The following is a 17,079-nucleotide window of genomic DNA, read 5'->3' as shown; positions in this document are numbered from 1 at the left end:
CGGGTTCACCACCCGGTCGCTGCGGCTGCGGGCGGCCGGCGTGCTGCCGGCGATCACCGCCGGGGTGTCCGGGGTCCTGCTGTACGCGTTCACCAACGCCCTCGGGCCGGACAGCGTGTGCGGCGGCGCGGCGAGCGCCGACGCCGTGCACGACGCGCTGGGGCCGGGGCGGATCAGCGAGGAGAAGTCCGCCGGCTACGCCCCGGCCGCCGTCGACCCGGCGCGGTACTGCCGCGCCGCGGTGAGCTCCGGCCTGTTCGGGGACACCGGGCGGAGCGTCTCGTTCGGGCTCTCCGTGTCCCGGAGCGCGGGCGCCGAGGCGCGCCCGGCGGCCCGGCTCTTCGCCGAGGGCGGCGCGGTGGGCGCGGTGACGCCGGGCGGCGCGCGGGCGCTGCTCCCGGAGGGCTGTCCCGCCGGACTGCGGGCGACGGTCGGCGCCGGGCACGACGGGGAGGACGGCGACCACGCGGAGGGGATCGCCCGGCTCGCGGTCGGGCTCGCGGGCCTGGCCGCGGGGACCACGCCCTGCTGCCCGTCACCGGGGCCGTGTGGACGCAGTTCCTCGCAGCCGCCGGACGGGCGATCGGCTGCGAGCCGATCGTCCCCCAGCGGTCCCCTCCTCCCCGAGGACCGCCGCCTCCCCCGCCGGATCCCCCCGGCGGGGGAGGCGGATCGGACGGCCGCAGGACGTACGGGCGGGCGGGTACGCGGGAGCGTGGGGGCATGACCTCGACGCTTCCGCTCCTCCCCGTCTCCCCCGCCACCGCACCCGCCACCGCACCCGTCGGCCGGGTGCGGACCGCCGCGGCCTGGACGGCCGTCGCCGCGACCGTGCCCTACCTCACCCTGAAGCTCCTCTGGCTGACCGGCCACCCGGTCGGGGTCGGGGACTCCGAGGCGATGGACGACCTGTGGCTGCTCAACCTGCTCACCTTCGGCATGGACGCCGTGGCCGTCGCCCTGGCGCTCGCGTTCGTCCGGCCGTGGGGGCGGCGCGTGCCCGCCGGACTGCTGGCCTTCCCGATGTGGGTCGCGACCGGTCTGCTCGGCACCATCCTGGTCGCCCTGCCGCTCTTCCTGCTGTCCGCCCTGGTCCTCGGCCCGGAGGCCGCCGGGCCCGGCGCCGAGGACGGGCCCAGCGGCTGGGTGTTCACCCTGGTGTACGGCGGATTCGCCGTCCAGGGGCCGGCCCTGATCACCGGTTTCCTGCTGTACGCGCGGGAGCGCTGGGCCGGGCTGCTGCGCCGCGACCGGATCGGGGACCTGCCGGACTCCCCCACGCTGACCACCCAGCGGGCCTTCGCCTGCGTCGCCGCGCTGCTCGCCGCCGGGGTCGCGGCGGCCCGGCTGTACTGGGCGTCCGGCGGCTCGGCCGGGCTGCCGGTGGTGTGGCAGGAGCAGCGCGGCCGGGGCATGGCGGTCATGGACGCGGTGACGGCCGGGATGGCGGTGACCGCGGTGGCGGCGCTGCTGGTGCTGGTGTTCCGGCGCCGGCCGGGGTGGCGGCTGTGCGGGCCGCTGGCGGTGGTGTGGACCGCGGCGGGGTCGGTGTTCGCCTGGGGCGCCTGGCAGTTGGTGGCCTTCGGGACGTCCGTCACGGCCTCCGCCGACCCGCGCGAGGCGGTGCCGGGGCTGCTGCCGCTGGTGGAGGCGGGGCAGGTGGTGGCCGGGCTGCTGGTGCTGGCGGTGGGCGCGGTCGCGCTGGCCGAGCGGGCGGCGGCGGGCGCCGTCCCGGACACCGCGTGGTCCGCCGCAACGGTCGGCCCCGCCGCGAGGGCTGACGTAGAGTCGGCGAAGTGATCACGGGGGCGGGGCGGGCGCGGACGCGGGCGCGGGACGGGCGCGGCGGCGACGCGCTGCGGCGGGCGGCGGGTGCGCTGCTCGGACGGCGGGCCCGGCTGCGCTGGGTGCACCTGGTGCTCGGCGGCGCACTGCTGATGCCGTACTGGATGCTGTCGACGGTCGCCCTGGGCGCGCTGGACCCGCGCAAGGGCTCCCTGGTGCAGGTCCTGCTCTACTTCGCCGCGCTCGCCGCCTCGCTCCCGATGGCCGCCGTCACCGCCCTGGTCCCGACCGTCCGGGCCCTGGAGGGCGCGGCGGCCCTGGCGCTGTGCGCGCCCCGGCGGGCCGCCGAGGTGGTCACCGGACCGGCCCGGTCCTGGGCGGCCCGGCGGCGGACGGCGGCGTGGTTCGTGCTGCACCTGCTGTTCGGCGGCGTCGTCAGCGGGATGACGCTGGCCGGTGCGCCGTTCGCGGTGGTGCTGATCCTCCGGCCGACCGGCTTCGAGGAGGCGGTGCGGTTCTGGGAGGCCCGCGGCGTGCCCGGCTGGCTGCCCGGGCCGGTGCTGGGCGGCGCGCTGCTCGCGCTGATCGTCGGCACCAGCGCCGGGCTCGGCGCGCTGCTGGCGCGGTGGGCGCCCGTACTGCTCGGCCCGACCCCGGACGAGCGGCTGGCCACCGCCGAACGGCGGGCCGCCGTGCTCGCCCAGCGCAACCGGCTGGCCCGGGAGCTGCACGACTCGGTCGGCCACGCGCTGAGCGCCGTCGGCATCCAGGCCTCGGCGGCCGCCCGGGTGCTGCGCTCCGACCCGGAGTTCGCGGCGGAGGCGCTGGCCGCCATCGAGGAGACCGCGCGCGACGCCGTCGCCGAGCTGGACGCGGTGCTGGGGCTGCTCCGCGAGGCGGACGGCGACACGGCCGGGCCGGCCGGACCGACCCTCGCCGGACTGGACGACCTGCTGCGGCAGCTGGCCCGGACCGGGCTGGCGGTGGACGCCGAGCTGGCCCCCGGCCTGGACCGGCTGCCGTCCGCGTTCTCCCGCGAGGCCTACCGGATCGTCCAGGAGGGCCTGACCAACGTGCTGCGGCACGCCGGACCGGCCGGACCCGCGCCCGCCCGGCTGCGGGTCGCCCCGGCCGGCGGGCGGCTGGAGATCGAACTGACCAACCCGCTCGGCCGGCCGCGGCCCAGCCGGCCCGGCGGCGGGCGCGGGCTGCGCGGGATCGGCGAGCGCGCGGCGGCGCTGCGCGGCGGCTTCGAGGCCGGGCCGGTGAACGACGGGACGACATGGCGGCTGGCCGTCTGGCTGCCGGTGGGAGGAGAGCGGTGAACGACGACGGGTACGGCGCGGAGGGCTCGGGGGCCGCGGCCGGCGGGCCGGTCCGGGTGGTGATCGCCGACGACGAGCGGCTGGTGCGCACCGGCCTGCGGGTGGTGATCGACGCCGAGCCGGACCTCACCGTGGTCGGCGAGGCGGCCGACGGCGCCGAGGTGGTCCCGCTGGTCCGGGCGCTGCGGCCGGACGTGGTGCTGATGGACGTCCGGATGCCGGGGATCGACGGCATCCGGGCCACCGAGCAGTTGGTCTCCGGGATGGCCGAACCGCCCCGGATCCTGGTGGTCACCACCTTCGAGCACGACGACCACGTCTACGACGCGCTGCGGGCGGGGGCGGCCGGGTTCCTGCTGAAGCGGGCGCGGGCCGAGGAGATGGTGCAGGCGGTGCGGCTGATCGCGCGCGGCGACTCGCTGCTGTTCCCGGCGGCCGTCCGCGACCTGGCCCTGCGGTACGCGGCGCCGACCGCCCGGGCCTCCCGTCCGGCGCCCGACCGCGGCCCGATCGGGCGGCTCACCGGGCGGGAGGGGGAGGTGCTGCGGCTGATGGCGGCCGGGCTCAGCAACGGGGAGATCGCCGCGAGGCTGGTGCTCAGCCAGGAGACGGTCAAGACGCACGTGGGCGGCGTGCTGGCCAAGCTGGGGGCGCGGGACCGCACCCAGGCGGTGATCGCGGCGTACGAGTCGGGGTTCGTGCTGCCGGGCTGAACGGGCGGGCCGGCAGGCAGGCGGCTGCGCCGCACCCCCGGGCCCGCCGGGGCCCGGGCATCCCGACGGCGCTCAGATCCGCCAGGACCGGATCCGGTCGGCCGCCGCGAACACGTCCGCCCGTCCCTCGGCGATGTCCCGGGCCAGCTCCACCAGCACCCCGTACGGCGGGTCGATGCCCTCCCCGGCCGCGTGCATGTACGCCGCCGTCGTCATGCAGGCGTACAGGTTGTTGCGCACCGGAAGCGGGCGCAGCAGCACGATGGTGTGCATCAGGGTGGCCGCGCACCAGGCCGGGTCGGCGTCGTGGCCGAGCTGCGCGGTGTTCACCCGGTGCCGGGCGACGGCCGCCTGCAGCGCCGAGTAGTCCCGCACGCCGAGGTCCTCCGGCGAGGCCAGCTCCTGGACGTCGAGCAGCCAGCGCAGATCGACCCTCAGCAGCATCATCGCGGCACCCCCGTCGCCCGCGCCCCGCTCAGGCGGCGGGCGCGTCCTCCGGGAACTCCCGGTCGAACTCCTCGCGGTGCGCGTTCCAGAACGCCACCGCGTGGGAGACGAACACCCGGCGCTGCTGCTCCCGCACACTCAGGTCGTGCACATAGGCCTTGACGCTCTTGCCGTCGGCGGCGGCCGCCTCGCGGATGGCGGCGAGCTCGTGCTCCGTGTACTCGATGTTGAGAGCTGGCATGGCGCCGATGGTACTGGAGCGTACGGGAGTTGGACACCGAGCCGACGCCTCCGGGACCGCTCCGGGCAGGTGTACGCCGCCGGGCGGAGCCGGACCCCGCCGGTGTACCTCCCTGGTCGGGGTGCGGACCGCTCCGCAGGCTGACGTACCGCGGCCCGACCGGTCCGTACCGTCAATCCGTGGGCGGCGGAGGGGTTCCGCGGGGGAGGCCCGGACCTGGAGGGCACAGGACACGGCATGGGTATCGGACGCAGGACATCGACGGCCCGGGCGGCCGGCGTCGCGGCGGTCGCGCTCGCGCTCGCGGCGGGGACGGCGAGCACGGCGAGCGCGACCGGAGCGGCCGGAGCGGCCGGAGCACCGGACGGGGACGGCGCGGCGGGGCGGCCGGGCGTCAACCGGCTGGAGGGCGTCTGGCAGGTGGACGGCTACAGCACGATCGTCGAGATCCACGGAACCGCCCTCACCACCTACGACGTGACCCGGATCAGCTGCACCCCGGGCTGGCTGACCGCCGCACAGGTCGGTGCGCCCGGGCACGGCGGCGCCGTCCGCTACGGCATCCCCGGCAAGGGGTTCGGCGAACTGACCGTCACACCCCGGGGCCGGGACCGGGCCGTCTCCAAGGAGGACGGCGCCAGCTCGACCAAGGACCTGGCCCGGCTGCCCGGCGGACTGCCCGCGCAGTGCACCCGGCCTGCGCCGCAGGACGCGCTCTCGACCTTCGACCGGTTCTGGGCGACCTTCGAGGAGAACTACCCGTTCTTCGCCGCCAAGGGCATCGACTGGAAGGCCCGCGGCGCGCAGGCCCGGGCGACCATCACCCCGCAGACCGACACCACCGCGCTCGCGGGGATCATCAAGGGCCTGATCGAACCGCTCGGCGACGCCCACACCTTCCTGGGGCGCAAGGCGGCCGACGGCGGGTACGACCTGGTCTTCGGCGGACTGCGGCCGGGCACCGAGGAGCCCGGTGACCAGGTGCGGGAGCAGGCGGGCCGGGCGGTCGCCGCCCAGCTCCTCGCCCCCGAGCAGCCCTTCGGCGACGGCCGGCTGGGTGTCGGCGAACTCCCCGGCGGCATCGGCTACCTGCGGGTGAGCGCCTTCGACGGCTACGTCGACGACGGCTCGTACCAGCAGCAGGCGGCCGAGCTGGACAGGGCGCTGGACCTCGTACTGGCCCACCCCGAGCGGCTGAACGGGCTGGTGATCGACCTGCGGCTGAACGGCGGCGGCTCCGACGAGCTGGGCCTGCGGATCGCCTCCCGGCTCACCGACCGGCCCTTCACCGCCTACCGGAAGGTGGCCCGCAACGACCCGGCCGACCCGACCGCCTTCACCCGGCCCCAGGCCGCCACGGTCCGGCCCGCCCCCGGGGCGACCCGCTTCACCGGCCCGGTCGCCCTGCTCACGGCGGGCTCGACCGTGAGCGCGGGCGAGACCTTCACCCAGGCGATGATGCAGCGGCGCCCGGCGGCGGTCCGGATCGGCGAGAACACCCAGGGCGTCTTCTCCGACATCCTGTTCAGGCCGGTCTCCGACGAGCTCCTGGTCGGCCTGCCGAACGAGAAGTTCCTCACCCCCGCCGGCACCACCTTCGACGGCCCGGGCATCCCGCCGGACGTCCGCACCCCGGTCTTCACCCCGGCGGAGCTGGCCGCACTGAAGGACTCCGCGCTGACCGAGGCCCGGCGGCTGCTCGCCGCCGGGGCCGGCCCGCGCTGACCGCCGGGGCCGGGGGCCGCCTCGGCTCCACCGCCCCACCGGCCGGCCCCACCCCTACATCGGGTCCACCGCCCTCAGCTCGCCGTCCAGCTCCAGCCAGCGGGTGACGCCCAGGCCGCGCAGGAACGGCAGGTCGTGGCTGGCGACGATCAGCGCGCCCTGGTAGGCGGCGAGCGCCTGGGTGAGCTGGCGGACGCTGGCCAGGTCGAGGTTGTTGGTCGGCTCGTCGAGCAGCAGCAGCTGCGGCGGCGGGTCGGCCAGCAGCAGCGCGGCCAGGGTGGCGCGGAACCGCTCGCCGCCGGAGAGCGTGCCGGCCGGCTGGTCGGCCCGCCCGCCGCGGAACAGGAACCGGGCCAGCCGGGCACGGACCGCGTTGTCCCCCGCGCGCGGCGCGAACAGCTTGACGTTGCCCACGACGGTCAGCCCGTCGTCGAGCAGGTCGAGCCGCTGCGGGAGGTGGCGCAGCGGCACCGGGGCGATCACCTCGCCCGCCACCGGGGCGAGTTCGCCGGCGATGGTGCGCAGCAGCGTGGACTTGCCCGCGCCGTTGCGGCCGACCAGGGCGATCCGCTCCGGCCCGCGCAGGTCGAGGTCGGCGGTGATGCCGTGCGGCAGCCGGACCTTGTCCAGGGTGAGCACGGTGCGCCCGGCCGGCACGGCGGTGCGGGGCAGGTCGATCCGGATCTCGGCGTCGTCCCGGACGGCCTCCTCGGCGGTGGTCAGCTTGCGCCGGGCCTCCTCCAGGCGTTCGGTGTGCATGCCCTGGATCCGGCCGGCGGTCTCCTGGCCCTGGCGTTTGAGCTTGCCGGCGAAGATGTGCGGGTCGTTGCGGGTGACCGAGCGCTTCCGGCCGTACCCGGCGCTGCGCTCCAGCCGCATCCGGGCCTCGGCGAGGTCCCGCTTCTGGCGGTGGACGTCGGCCTCGGCGTTGCGCAGCAGCCGTTCGGCGGTCTCCTGCTGGGCGGCGACGGTGCGCTCGTAATCGGCGAAGTTGCCGCCGTACCAGGTGACCTGGCCGTCCCTCAGTTCGGCGATCTGGTCGACGTGCTGGAGCAGCTCGCGGTCGTGGCTGACGATCACCATCACGCCGCCCCAGCCGGCCACCGTCTCGTAGAGCCGCTGCCGGGCGGAGCGGTCGAGGTTGTTGGTCGGCTCGTCGAGCAGCAGGACGTCGGGGCGGCGCAGCAGCAGGGTGGCCAGCCGCAGCAGGACGGCCTCGCCGCCGGAGAGTTCACCGGTGGTGCGGTCGAGGTCGAGCCGGTGCAGGCCGAGCCGGTCGAGCAGGGCGCGGGCGCGCTCCTCGACGTCCCAGTCGTCGCCGACCGCGTCGAAGTGGCGCTGGTCGGTGGAGCCGGTCTCGATGGCGTGCAGGGCCTCGCGGGCGGCCCGGACGCCGAGCGCCTCGTCGACCCGCAGGCCGGTTTCCAGGGTGAGGCCCTGCGGCAGGTAGCCGATCTCGCCGGCCGCCTTGACGGCGCCGGAGGCGGGGGTGAGCTCGCCCGCCAGCAGGCGCAGCAGGGTGGACTTGCCGGCGCCGTTGAGGCCGATCAGCCCGGTGCGGCCGGGGCCGACCGCGAGGTGGAAGCCGTCGAGGACGGGCCTGCCATCCGGCCACTCGAAGGAGAGGTCGGTGCAGAGGAGTGAGGTGGTGGGTTGTGCCATGGAAAGCCTCCCGAAGGTCGCCGACGTGGTCGTGGAGCAACACGGGGAGACACCGCGGTGCGGGCGGGGACCGGGAGGGGAGGGCCGGGGTCGTCACAGGGACAGGGGACGCCGGGCCGGCTCACCACTGAGGTCGGGCACGCGCACACTCACGGACCGCGGGCAGCGAGCCGGTCGGCACAGGGCTGGTGACCTGGCTGCGACCTGGCTGCGGCGCGGCGGGGGCGGTGTCTCGGGACCTCAGTAGATCAAGGGCCTACTCCTGTTCTGGCGGGTGGCGGACATCACGTTACGGAGGCCCCCCGGACGCGTGCAACCGGTTTTTCCGGTGCCGTTCGGGTGCCGATCGAGCGCCGATCCGCCGGCGGCCCCGTCCCGGACCGGTCCGCGGGCCGGGGCGGCGGCACCCGCAGCTGCCGCCGCCCCGGCATCGTCCGTGCCCGCCCGCCTAGAATCGGGGCATCATGAGCGCCACACTCGTCGTCAAGGACCTCGCCGCCGGCCACGGCGAGCGCACCCTCTTCTCCGGCCTGGACCTGGTCGTCGCCCCCGGCGACGTGATCGGCCTGGTCGGTGTCAACGGAGCCGGGAAGTCCACCCTGCTGCGCCTGCTGGCCGGCCTGGACGCCCCGGAGGGCGGTTCGGTGCGGCTCAGCCCGGCCACCGCCAACGTCGGCCACCTCCCCCAGGAGCCGGAGCGCCGCCCGGAGGAGTCGGTCCGCGACTTCCTGGCCCGCCGCACCGGGGTGGCCGCCGCACAGGCCGCCCTGGACGAGGCCACCCAGGGCCTGGTGGACGGCGTGCCCGGCGCCGACGACGCCTACGCGGTGAACCTGGACCGCTGGCTGGACCTCGGCGGCGCCGACCTGGAGGAGCGGGCCGAGGAGGTCGCCGACTCGCTCGGCCTCAAGGTCTCCCTCGACCTGCCGATGACGGCCCTGTCCGGCGGCCAGGCGGCCCGGGCCGGCCTGGCCTCGCTGCTGCTCTCCCGCTACGACGTCTTCCTGCTCGACGAGCCCACCAACGACCTCGACCTGGACGGCCTGGAGCGGCTGGAGGCCTTCGTCAAGGGCCTGCGCGCGGGCACCGTGGTGATCAGCCACGACCGCGAGTTCCTGGCCCGCACCGTCACCAAGGTGCTGGAGCTGGACCTGCACCAGGGGCAGGTCAACCTCTACGGCGGCGGCTACGAGGCGTACCTGGAGGAGCGCGCCACCGCCCGCCGGCACGCCCGCGAGGAGTACGAGGAGTACGCCGACACCAAGGCCGGCCTGGAGGCCCGGGCCCGGATGCAGCGCGGCTGGATGGAGAACGGCGTGCGCAACGCGCGCCGCAAGTCCAGCGACAACGACAAGATCGGGCGCGCGATGCGCACCGAGTCCACCGAGAAGCAGGCCGCCAAGGCCCGTCAGACGCAGCGGATGATCGAGCGCCTCGACGTGGTCGAGGAGCCGCGCAAGGAGTGGGAGCTGCGGATGGAGATCGCCACCGCGCCGCGCTCCGGCTCCGTGGTCGCCACCCTGCGCGGGGCCACCGCCCGGCGCGGCGACTTCACGCTCGGCCCGGTGGACCTGCAGATCGACTGGGCGGACCGGGTGGCCATCACCGGCGCCAACGGCGCGGGCAAGTCCACCCTGCTGGCCGCCCTGCTGGGCCGGCTCGACCTCGACGAGGGCAGCGCCGTGCTGGGCTCCGGCGTGGTGGTCGGCGAGGTGGACCAGGCCCGCGGACTGTTCCTCGGCGGGGAGCCGCTGCTGGAGGCGTTCGCCGCCGCCGTCCCGGAGCTCGCGCCGGAGGAGGTGCGCACCCTGCTGGCCAAGTTCGGTCTGAAGGCGGTGCACGTGCTGCGCCCGGCGGGCACCCTCTCCCCCGGTGAGCGGACCAGGGCGGCGCTGGCGCTGCTCCAGGCCCGCGGGGTGAACCTGCTGGTGCTGGACGAGCCCACCAACCACCTGGACCTGCCCGCGATCGAGCAGCTGGAGTCGGCGCTGGGCTCGTACACCGGCACGCTGCTGCTGGTCACCCACGACCGGCGGATGCTGGACACGGTCGCGGTGAACCGCCGGATCGAGGTCGGCGGCGGCACGGTCCGCGAGCTGTAGCCGGGCCCCGCTGGAGCCGACGGAGCCGCGGGGCGGCCGGGGACGTGGCCGCGGGCCGGGAGAGAAGGTCCAGACCTCTTCCCCGGCCCGCCGTCATGTGCTGTGCTGTCGCCCATGGTTGACAGCACAGCGCTCGACAGCGCGGTGGCAGGCGCGTCCTACCCGACCGTCCCGCTCACCCCCATGACCGTGCCCGCCCACGAGGCCGAGGCCCGCAGCAAGGCGTTCCACGACGTGATGGACCAGCGCCGGACCGTCCGCGACTACGCGACCCGGCCGATCCCGGACGGCGTCGTCGAGTGGGCCGTCCGCACCGCCAACACCGCGCCGAGCGGCGCGCACGTCCAGCCCTGGCGGTTCGTGGTGATCACCGATCCGGAGCGCAAGCGCCGGCTGCGGGAGGCCGCCGAGGCCGAGGAGCGCGAGTTCTACGCGCACCGGGCCTCCGAGGAGTGGCTGACCGCGCTGGCGCCGATCGGCACCGACTGGCACAAGCCGTTCCTGGAGGACGCGCCGGCCGTGATCGTCGTCTTCGAGGTCCACAAGGGCCCCGCCTCGCCGCGCCCGTACTACACCAAGGAGTCGGTGGGCATCGCGGTCGGCCTGCTGCTGGCCTCGCTGCACCAGGCGGGACTGGCCACGCTCACCCACACGCCGAGTCCGATGAAGTTCCTCAACGAGGTGTGCGAACGGCCGCAGGAGGAGCGGGCCGCCTACGTCATCCCGGTCGGTTACCCCGCCGAGGGGGCGCGCGTGCCGGACCTGCGGCGCAAGGAGCTCGACGAGGTGCTCGTCCGGCTCTGACACGCCCCCGGACGGTCCCGGCGCGCGGCGGCGGCCGGTGGTGACAGGTACAGGACGCCGACATAATCGCTGTCATGAATCACGTCATGCCGCCGCCGTGCGGGGACGCGCCCGCGTCCGGCGCACCCGCCCTCGGCCGGCCGCCCGAACTGCTGCGGCCGGCCGAGGGGATCACCCTGCGGCGGCGCTCCCCGGCCCAGGCGCCCGCGCTCAACGCCGCCGTCCGGGCCGACCTCGACCACCTGCGCCCCTGGCTGGAGTGGGCCGCCGAGGCGCCCACCCCCGCCCGGACCGCCGAACTCACCGCGGCCTGCGTCGCCGCCTGGGACGCCGGCACCGACTTCATCTACCTGCTCGGCCTGGACGCCGAACCGGGCCGGGTGATCGGCTCGTTCGGCCTGCACGGCCGGATCGGCCCGGGCGCGCTGGAGATCGGCTACTGGGTGAGCGCCGCGCACACGCGCCGCGGCATCGCCACCGCCGCCGCCCGGTCCGTCGCCGCGGCGGCGCTCGCCCTGCCCGGGATCCGCCGGGTCGAGATCCACTGCGACCCGGCCAACACCGCCAGCGGCGCGGTGGCCCGCCGGCTCGGCTTCCGCCTCGACCGGGTGGTCGACGCCCCGGTCCGGGCACCGGGCGAGACCGGGCGCAAGCAGATCTGGATCCAGGAGGGCCCGGCGCCCCTCCCCTAGGGCATTCCGCTCAGTACCGGTCGCCCGCCGCCGCCGGCAGCGCGTCCAGCTCGGCGAGGTCCGCCGGCGAGAGCACCAGGTCGGCCGACGCCGCGTTCTCCGCCAGGTACTTCGGCGTCTTGGTCCCCGGGATCGGCAGCACGTACCGCCCCTGCGCCAGCACCCAGGCGAGCGCCACCTGCGCGGGCGTCGCGCCGTGCCGCGCCGCGACCGCCCGCACCCGGTCCACCAGGGCCAGGTTGGCCTTCAGCGCCTCCTGCTGGAAGCGCGGCAGCCCGCGGCGGAAGTCGTCCGCCGGCAGCTCGTCGAAGGACGCGATGCCGCCGGTCAGGAAGCCCCGGCCGAGCGGGGAGAACGGCAGGAACGCGATCCCCTGCTCCTCGGTGTACGGCAGCACCTCGGCGAGCGAGTCCCGGGTCCAGAGCGACAGCTCGTTCTGCACCGAGGCCACCGGGTGGACGGCCTGCGCGCGCCTGATCTCCGCCACGTTCACCTCGGAGAGTCCGATCCGCCGCGCCTTGCCGGCCGCGACCGCCTCGGCGAGCGCGCCCCAGGACTCCTCGACCGGCACCTCGGGGTCGATCCGGTGCAGCTGGTAGAGGTCGACGTGGTCGGTGCCGAGCCGGCGCAGGCTGTCGTCGATCGACTTCCGGATGTGCTCGGGGCGGCCGTTGCGCAGCACCCGCTCCTCGGCGTTGCCCGGCACCAGGCCCACCTTGGTGGCCAGCACCGCGCGCTCCCGGTACGGCCCGGCCAGCGCGGCGCCCACCACCTCCTCATTGGTGTAGGGCCCGTAGATGTCGGAGGTGTCGATCAGCGTGACGCCGAGGTCCAGCGCCTGCCGGATCACCCGCACCGAGGTGTCGTCGTCGCGGTTGTGGACGTCGTAGGCCCAGGTCATCCCCATGCAGCCGAGGCCGACGACCCCGACCTCAGGACCCTCGCTGCCGAGCGTGGCGTTGCGCATGACGGTGCTCCTCACTGATGGCGGCCCCCGTGGTGCCGACCGCGGTCGGTTCGACGGGGACCAGCCTCCCCCTTGGAGTGCGCTCTAGGTCAAGCCGGTGACCGCCGCGGGGTGATCCTCCGTCAGCCACGCCCGCAGTCCGCCCCGCAGCACCAGGTCCGCGAGCCGCCGGTACCCGCCCGCGCCCGGGTGCGCACCGTCCCCGGCCAGGGCCTCCGCCACCCACTCCCGGTCCGCCGCCAGCTCCCGGGTCACGCCGACGAACGGCACCCCGCGCCCGGCGCAGACCCCGGCGATCCCGTCGGCCAGCGCCAGCAGCCGCTCCAGGTGCTCCGCCCCCGCGCCGACCACCGGCGGCGGGCCCACCACCAGCGGCGCGAGGCCGCGCTCGCGCGCCCCGTCCAGCAGCGCGGCCACGTTGGCCAGGCACTCCTCCGGCGCGACCCGCGGGCGGCCGCCCTCCTCCACCGCGTCGTTGCTGCCCACCGACAGCACCAGCCGGTTGTCCGCGCCGGGCAGCACCCGGACCGCCGTCTCGCCCCAGCAGCGGGCCAGCACGTCCGCCGAGGTGTTCCGCCGCACGCCCAGGTTGAACACCGTCACCCGGTCCGGCCCCGCCGCGAGCTCCGCCCAGCAGTCCGCCGCCGCCCGGCCCACCCAGCCGCGGAACTCCGGGTCCCCGATCCCCTGGGTGAAGGAGTCGCCGACGAAGGCGATCCGCAGGTCCCTGCCTCCGCTGTCCTTGGTCATGACGGCACCCTAGCCGCCGGGCCGACGGGCGGCGGGCGCCGGCCTCGGAGCGGGTTCCGGCGGAACCTTAAGGTCCGCGTAAGCCTTGCCAGGGTGCGACTTTGATGCCCCGGAGGTGCTTGACGTGCCCAGGTGGTCTAGTCCAGGTTGATGCTCAGCAACGCGCACCTCCCCCACCGGACCACCCCTCCACCGCCGCCCGCCCCGCGCCTCCTCCCCCCGCGCGGGGCGGGCGGCGGCCCCCCTCGTTCCCGAGAGGCACCCCCATGCCACCCGCGCCCCACGACGACACCGCCCCCCGGCACCGGCGCCCGACCGTCCGCACCAAGCTGCTCGGCCTCGCCACCGCCGTCGTCCTGGCCGGCGGCGGTCTCGCCACGATCGCCGGGAACGCCGGCGCCGCGGACGGCAACCTGCTGGGCGACCCCGGGTTCGAGAGCGGCTCGCTGGGCACCTGGAGCTGCTCCGGGGCGACCGGCGGCGTGGTCGGCTCCGGGGCGCACGACGGCTCGTACGCGCTGCGCGGCGAGGTCTCCGGTGCCGACACCGCGCAGTGCGGCCAGAGCGTCGCGGTGAAGCCCAACACCACGTACACGCTCAGCGCCTGGGTCCAGGGCCGGTACGTGTACCTCGGCGCGACCGGCAGCGGTGTCACCGACCCGGCCGTCTGGACGCCCGGCGGCTCCGGCTGGCAGCAGCTGACCGCGACCTTCACCACCGGCGCGGCCACCACCAGTGTCAACGTCTACCTGCACGGCTGGTACGGGCAGGGCGGCTACCTCGCCGACGACGTCGCGCTCACCGGCCCCGGCGGCAACCCGAGCACGCCGCCGCCCACCACGCCCGGTACGCCCACGACACCCGGCACGCCCCCGCCGACCACCACCGCGCCGCCGACCGGCGGGCCGACCACCCCGGCGCCGAACGCCGCCCTCCCGGTGGCCCCGTACATCGACATGGGCGCCTGGCCCACCCCGTCGATGCCCGCGATGGCGAAGTCCGGCACCCTCAAGTCCTTCACCATGGGCTTCGTCACCGCCGTCGGCTGCAAGGCGAGCTGGTTCAACGCCTACGACCCGCGCACCGGTTGGGCCAAGGACCAGATCGACGCGCTGCGCGCGGCCGGCGGCGACGTCAAGCTCTCCTTCGGCGGTGCCAGTGGCACCGAGCTCGCCGCGGCGTGCACCGGCGTCGACGCCCTGTTCGCCGAGTACGACGCCGTGGTGAACGCCTACGGCCTGCGCTACGTCGACTTCGACATCGAGGGCGCCGCGATCGCCGACACCGTCGCCAACGAGCGCCGCTCCGCCGCCCTCGCCAAGCTGCAGAAGGCCCACCCCGGCCTGAAGGTCTCCTTCACCCTGCCGGTCCTGCCCGAGGGCCTGACCGGCGAGGGCGTCGCCATCGTCCGCTCCGCCCGGGACGCGGGCGTGGACGTCGACCTCGTCAACGTCATGGCGATGGACTACTACCGCGCCGGAACCGACTACGGCGACGCCGCCGTCCAGGCCGCGCAGTCGCTGTACGGCCAGCTCAAGGCGCTGTACCCGGCCAAGGACGACGCCCGGCTGTGGTCCATGGTCGGGGTCACCCCGATGCTCGGCGAGAACGACGACCACCAGGTCTACAACCAGGCCGACGCCCAGCAGCTGGTCGCCTTCGCCCGGCAGCACCGCCTCGGCATGCTGGCCTTCTGGGACGCCACCCGGGACGCCAACGCCTGCACCGGCGGCGGCCTCTTCAAGTGCACCAACATCCCGCAGCAGCCGTACGAGTTCGCGAAGATCTTCGCCCAGTACACCGGCTGAGCCCGCCCGCCACGCCACGGTGCCGGCGGCCCCTCCCGGGGGCCGCCGGCACCGTCTACTCCTGGCGGCGGACCATCGCGACACCCGCGTCCAGGTCGACGCCCGCCCCGGGCGGAGCACCCGCGTGCTCGTCGTCGCGCAGAACGAGCCGGGTCTGGCGCTGCTCGATCTGCACCCGCTTGTTGGCGTTGAACAGGGCGTGCAGCTCCTCGACCGCCGTCATCCCCAGACCGCCGGCCAGCGCCCCGGCACGCGACCGCCGACGTCCACTCCGCAGCGCCGCCACCACGAACAGCGCGGTCACCAGCACAGCCGCCACCACGGCCACCGTCACCACCATGCCAACCCAACGGCCCTGCCGACCTGGTCGTTCCCGCCCGTGCGGGCCGACCACTACGCCCCCGCCGCCACCGGCTCCTCGTCCGCGACCTCCAGGCCGTAGGCGATGACCGCCTGCCGCAGGCCGCCCGGGTAGCCGGCCAGGGCGGGGGTGAAGTCCCAGTCGCCGGACTCGTCGCGGTCGAAGCGGCCGAGGCGCATCGCGATGTTGGACTCCGCGCCGTCCGCCAGGTGCACGATCGCCGCGTCCTGGTCGGCGCCCGCCTCAAGGATCAGCGCCGGTCCGGCGAACCCGGCCATGGTGGCCCCGGGGTGGTTCTCGGTGTCGGCGGCGGCGATGACCACCAGCCGGTCGGCCTCGGCGGGGAGCGCCTCGAAGTCGACCATCAGGCAGGCGTTGGCGTCCTCGTAGCCGGTGACCAGCCGGACCGAACCGTCGGGCGTGGAAGGGTTGTTGTAGAAGACGAGGTGGTCGTCGGAGAGGGCCCGGTTGCCCTGGCAGACCAGCGCGGCGATGTCGTACTCGTCCTCGCCGGTCCAGTGCAGCAGCAGCCGGGACGGCTCGGCGGCCACCTCGATCGCCGGCTGCCCGGCGGCGTCCTGGACCTCGCCGTAGGCGGGGGCGAACACCTCGTGGAAGCCGTGGTGCTTGAGCAGGCCGACCAGCTCGGACCCGTTGATCAGCGTGATCGGCTTGCCCGAGACGAACTGGTGCGAGCTGGGCCCGAACTTGCTGGTGGTGACGAGCACCGCCTTGGTGGCGTCCCGGTCGTGCTGCAGCGTCCCGAAGAGGTCCCGGACGGCCGACGGCGTCACCGTGTCCCGGTACCGCTTGACCTGCACGATCACGTTCCCGCCCCGGAACGGGTCGGTGTCGATGCCCCGGACGTCCACCCCGCCGTCCTTCGACCGGGCCGTGAGCTCGACCCTCATGCCCATCGACTCCATCAGCCGGGCTATCAGCCCCTCGAACTCGATCGGGTCCATCTCCAACAGGAGCTGGAGCTCGCGCACCCGCCGCGCCATCCGGCCGCGGTTCGCGTTGGTGTCGTCCCGCAGGTGCCGGAACAGCATGCGCTGCGCGCGGCGCTCGGCGGTGTCGGGGTTGCTGAGGCGGTGGAGCTTGCGGCTCCGGGACATAGGTACTCCCTCGAACGTGCCGCGACACGACGGATCGTCAGGCACGTGTCAAAAAAGGCGACTTCAGGACGGCTTGGGTGTGTCCCCCGCTGGGTAAGTGAGTAGGTTACCGCCGCACCTAGGCTTTCGGCATGACGACGAACAACAGCGACCTTCTCGTGATGAGCACGACCCACGACGACGAGGCGAAGGCCCGCTCGCTGGCGGCCGACGCGGTCCGGGCACGGCTCGCGGCCTGCGCGCAGGTGTACCGGATCCAGTCGGTGTACTGGTGGGAGGGTGAGGTCCAGGACGCGGCCGAGTGGCGGATCGACTTCAAGACCCGCGCCGAACTGGCCGACGCCCTCACGGGGTTCGTGACGGAACGGCACGACTACGACACCCCCGAGGTGGTCGCCGTCCCGGTGGTCGCCGGCAGTGCCGCCTACCTGGAGTGGGTGAAGGCGGAGACGGCGGCACGGTGACGGCGCGGGGAGTAGGGGACAACCACATACCCCCCCCGGGTGTTAATCCGGCCCGGCCCGCCCGCGGGCCCGGCGGGCCCCGCCCGGCACGAACACAGGCCGGCGAACCGCGGGC

At 75.4% G+C, this 17,079-nt stretch carries 17 protein-coding genes; 10 read left to right on the top strand and 7 right to left on the bottom strand.

Annotated elements, in window-relative coordinates:
- Window positions 1-40: 40 nt before the first annotated feature.
- Genes ACFVFS_RS31395 through ACFVFS_RS31380 form a run of 4 tightly spaced genes read left to right on the top strand, consistent with a single transcriptional unit; the run spans window position 41 to window position 3,823 of the window.
- The gene (locus ACFVFS_RS31395) at window positions 41-727 is read left to right on the top strand and encodes a hypothetical protein (protein ID WP_380628211.1); all 687 of its coding nucleotides are present in this window, start codon (window positions 41-43) and stop codon (window positions 725-727) included.
- A complete protein-coding gene (locus ACFVFS_RS31390; protein ID WP_380628210.1) occupies window positions 724-1,800 on the top strand; it encodes a hypothetical protein in 1,077 nt (358 codons plus the stop codon). The genes ACFVFS_RS31395 and ACFVFS_RS31390 overlap by 4 nt, the downstream gene beginning before the upstream one ends.
- Window positions 1,797-3,110: a histidine kinase gene (locus ACFVFS_RS31385; RefSeq protein ID WP_380628209.1), complete on the top strand. Its 1,314-nt coding sequence runs from the start codon at window positions 1,797-1,799 to the stop codon at window positions 3,108-3,110. Before ACFVFS_RS31390 ends, ACFVFS_RS31385 begins: the two co-directional genes overlap by 4 nt.
- Complete coding sequence (locus ACFVFS_RS31380) at window positions 3,068-3,823, top strand: response regulator (protein WP_380628208.1); 756 nt, start codon at window positions 3,068-3,070, stop codon at window positions 3,821-3,823. Before ACFVFS_RS31385 ends, ACFVFS_RS31380 begins: the two co-directional genes overlap by 43 nt.
- Before the next feature lie 72 nt (window positions 3,824-3,895).
- Here ACFVFS_RS31380 and ACFVFS_RS31375 read toward each other — a convergent pair whose 3' ends face one another.
- On the bottom strand, window positions 3,896-4,267 hold the full coding sequence (locus ACFVFS_RS31375) for a toxin Doc (RefSeq protein WP_380628233.1): 372 nt from the start codon (window positions 4,265-4,267) through the stop codon (window positions 3,896-3,898).
- 31 nt (window positions 4,268-4,298) lie between these two features.
- Window positions 4,299-4,511, bottom strand: coding sequence for a hypothetical protein (locus ACFVFS_RS31370; protein WP_344322900.1), 213 nt, complete (start codon window positions 4,509-4,511; stop codon window positions 4,299-4,301).
- 237 nt (window positions 4,512-4,748) lie between these two features.
- Between ACFVFS_RS31370 and ACFVFS_RS31365 the strand changes: the two genes are divergently transcribed.
- On the top strand, window positions 4,749-6,236 hold the full coding sequence (locus tag ACFVFS_RS31365; protein ID WP_380628207.1) for a S41 family peptidase: 1,488 nt from the start codon (window positions 4,749-4,751) through the stop codon (window positions 6,234-6,236).
- A 54-nt stretch (window positions 6,237-6,290) separates the two neighbouring features.
- Here ACFVFS_RS31365 and ACFVFS_RS31360 read toward each other — a convergent pair whose 3' ends face one another.
- The gene (locus ACFVFS_RS31360; protein ID WP_380628206.1) at window positions 6,291-7,898 is read right to left on the bottom strand and encodes an ABC-F family ATP-binding cassette domain-containing protein; all 1,608 of its coding nucleotides are present in this window, start codon (window positions 7,896-7,898) and stop codon (window positions 6,291-6,293) included.
- A gap of 464 nt (window positions 7,899-8,362) precedes the next feature.
- On the opposite strand from ACFVFS_RS31360, the gene ACFVFS_RS31355 reads away from it, so the two are divergent.
- The 3 genes from ACFVFS_RS31355 to ACFVFS_RS31345 all read left to right on the top strand — a co-directional run bounded on the left by ACFVFS_RS31355 (window position 8,363) and on the right by ACFVFS_RS31345 (window position 11,496).
- Window positions 8,363-10,000: an ABC-F family ATP-binding cassette domain-containing protein gene (locus tag ACFVFS_RS31355; protein WP_380628205.1), complete on the top strand. Its 1,638-nt coding sequence runs from the start codon at window positions 8,363-8,365 to the stop codon at window positions 9,998-10,000.
- A 114-nt stretch (window positions 10,001-10,114) separates the two neighbouring features.
- The gene (locus ACFVFS_RS31350) at window positions 10,115-10,804 is read left to right on the top strand and encodes a nitroreductase family protein (RefSeq protein ID WP_380628204.1); all 690 of its coding nucleotides are present in this window, start codon (window positions 10,115-10,117) and stop codon (window positions 10,802-10,804) included.
- Between the two features lie 74 nt (window positions 10,805-10,878).
- Entirely contained in the window at window positions 10,879-11,496 is a 618-nt protein-coding gene (locus ACFVFS_RS31345) for a GNAT family N-acetyltransferase (RefSeq protein ID WP_380628203.1), read from the top strand.
- A gap of 10 nt (window positions 11,497-11,506) precedes the next feature.
- On the opposite strand, the gene ACFVFS_RS31340 is transcribed toward ACFVFS_RS31345, so the two are convergent.
- Window positions 11,507-12,463 carry an aldo/keto reductase gene (locus ACFVFS_RS31340; RefSeq protein ID WP_380628202.1) on the bottom strand — a complete coding sequence of 319 codons (957 nt, stop codon included), beginning with the start codon at window positions 12,461-12,463 and terminating at the stop codon, window positions 11,507-11,509.
- An 84-nt stretch (window positions 12,464-12,547) separates the two neighbouring features.
- Complete coding sequence (locus ACFVFS_RS31335; protein WP_380628201.1) at window positions 12,548-13,213, bottom strand: GDSL-type esterase/lipase family protein; 666 nt, start codon at window positions 13,211-13,213, stop codon at window positions 12,548-12,550.
- A 266-nt stretch (window positions 13,214-13,479) separates the two neighbouring features.
- Here ACFVFS_RS31335 and ACFVFS_RS31330 point away from each other — a divergent pair, with 266 nt between their 5' ends.
- Entirely contained in the window at window positions 13,480-15,021 is a 1,542-nt protein-coding gene (locus tag ACFVFS_RS31330) for a carbohydrate binding domain-containing protein (RefSeq protein WP_380628200.1), read from the top strand.
- A gap of 55 nt (window positions 15,022-15,076) precedes the next feature.
- Here the strand turns inward: ACFVFS_RS31330 and ACFVFS_RS31325 are convergent, their stop codons facing one another.
- Together ACFVFS_RS31325 and ACFVFS_RS31320 are read right to left on the bottom strand one after the other, a co-directional pair.
- Complete coding sequence (locus ACFVFS_RS31325) at window positions 15,077-15,361, bottom strand: DUF6191 domain-containing protein (protein WP_380628199.1); 285 nt, start codon at window positions 15,359-15,361, stop codon at window positions 15,077-15,079.
- 53 nt (window positions 15,362-15,414) lie between these two features.
- Window positions 15,415-16,500, bottom strand: coding sequence for a restriction endonuclease (locus tag ACFVFS_RS31320; protein ID WP_380628198.1), 1,086 nt, complete (start codon window positions 16,498-16,500; stop codon window positions 15,415-15,417).
- A gap of 131 nt (window positions 16,501-16,631) precedes the next feature.
- Between ACFVFS_RS31320 and cutA the strand changes: the two genes are divergently transcribed.
- Entirely contained in the window at window positions 16,632-16,964 is a 333-nt protein-coding gene (cutA, locus tag ACFVFS_RS31315) for a divalent-cation tolerance protein CutA (RefSeq protein ID WP_380628197.1), read from the top strand.
- The last annotated feature ends 115 nt before the right edge of the window (window positions 16,965-17,079 follow it).

Source organism: Kitasatospora sp. NPDC057692 (assembly GCF_042799475.1).
In the GTDB taxonomy this organism is placed as follows: domain Bacteria; phylum Actinomycetota; class Actinomycetes; order Streptomycetales; family Streptomycetaceae; genus Kitasatospora.
The sequence above is the reverse complement of the archived record's forward strand: the minus strand, read 5'-3'. Positions and strand labels throughout refer to the sequence as shown.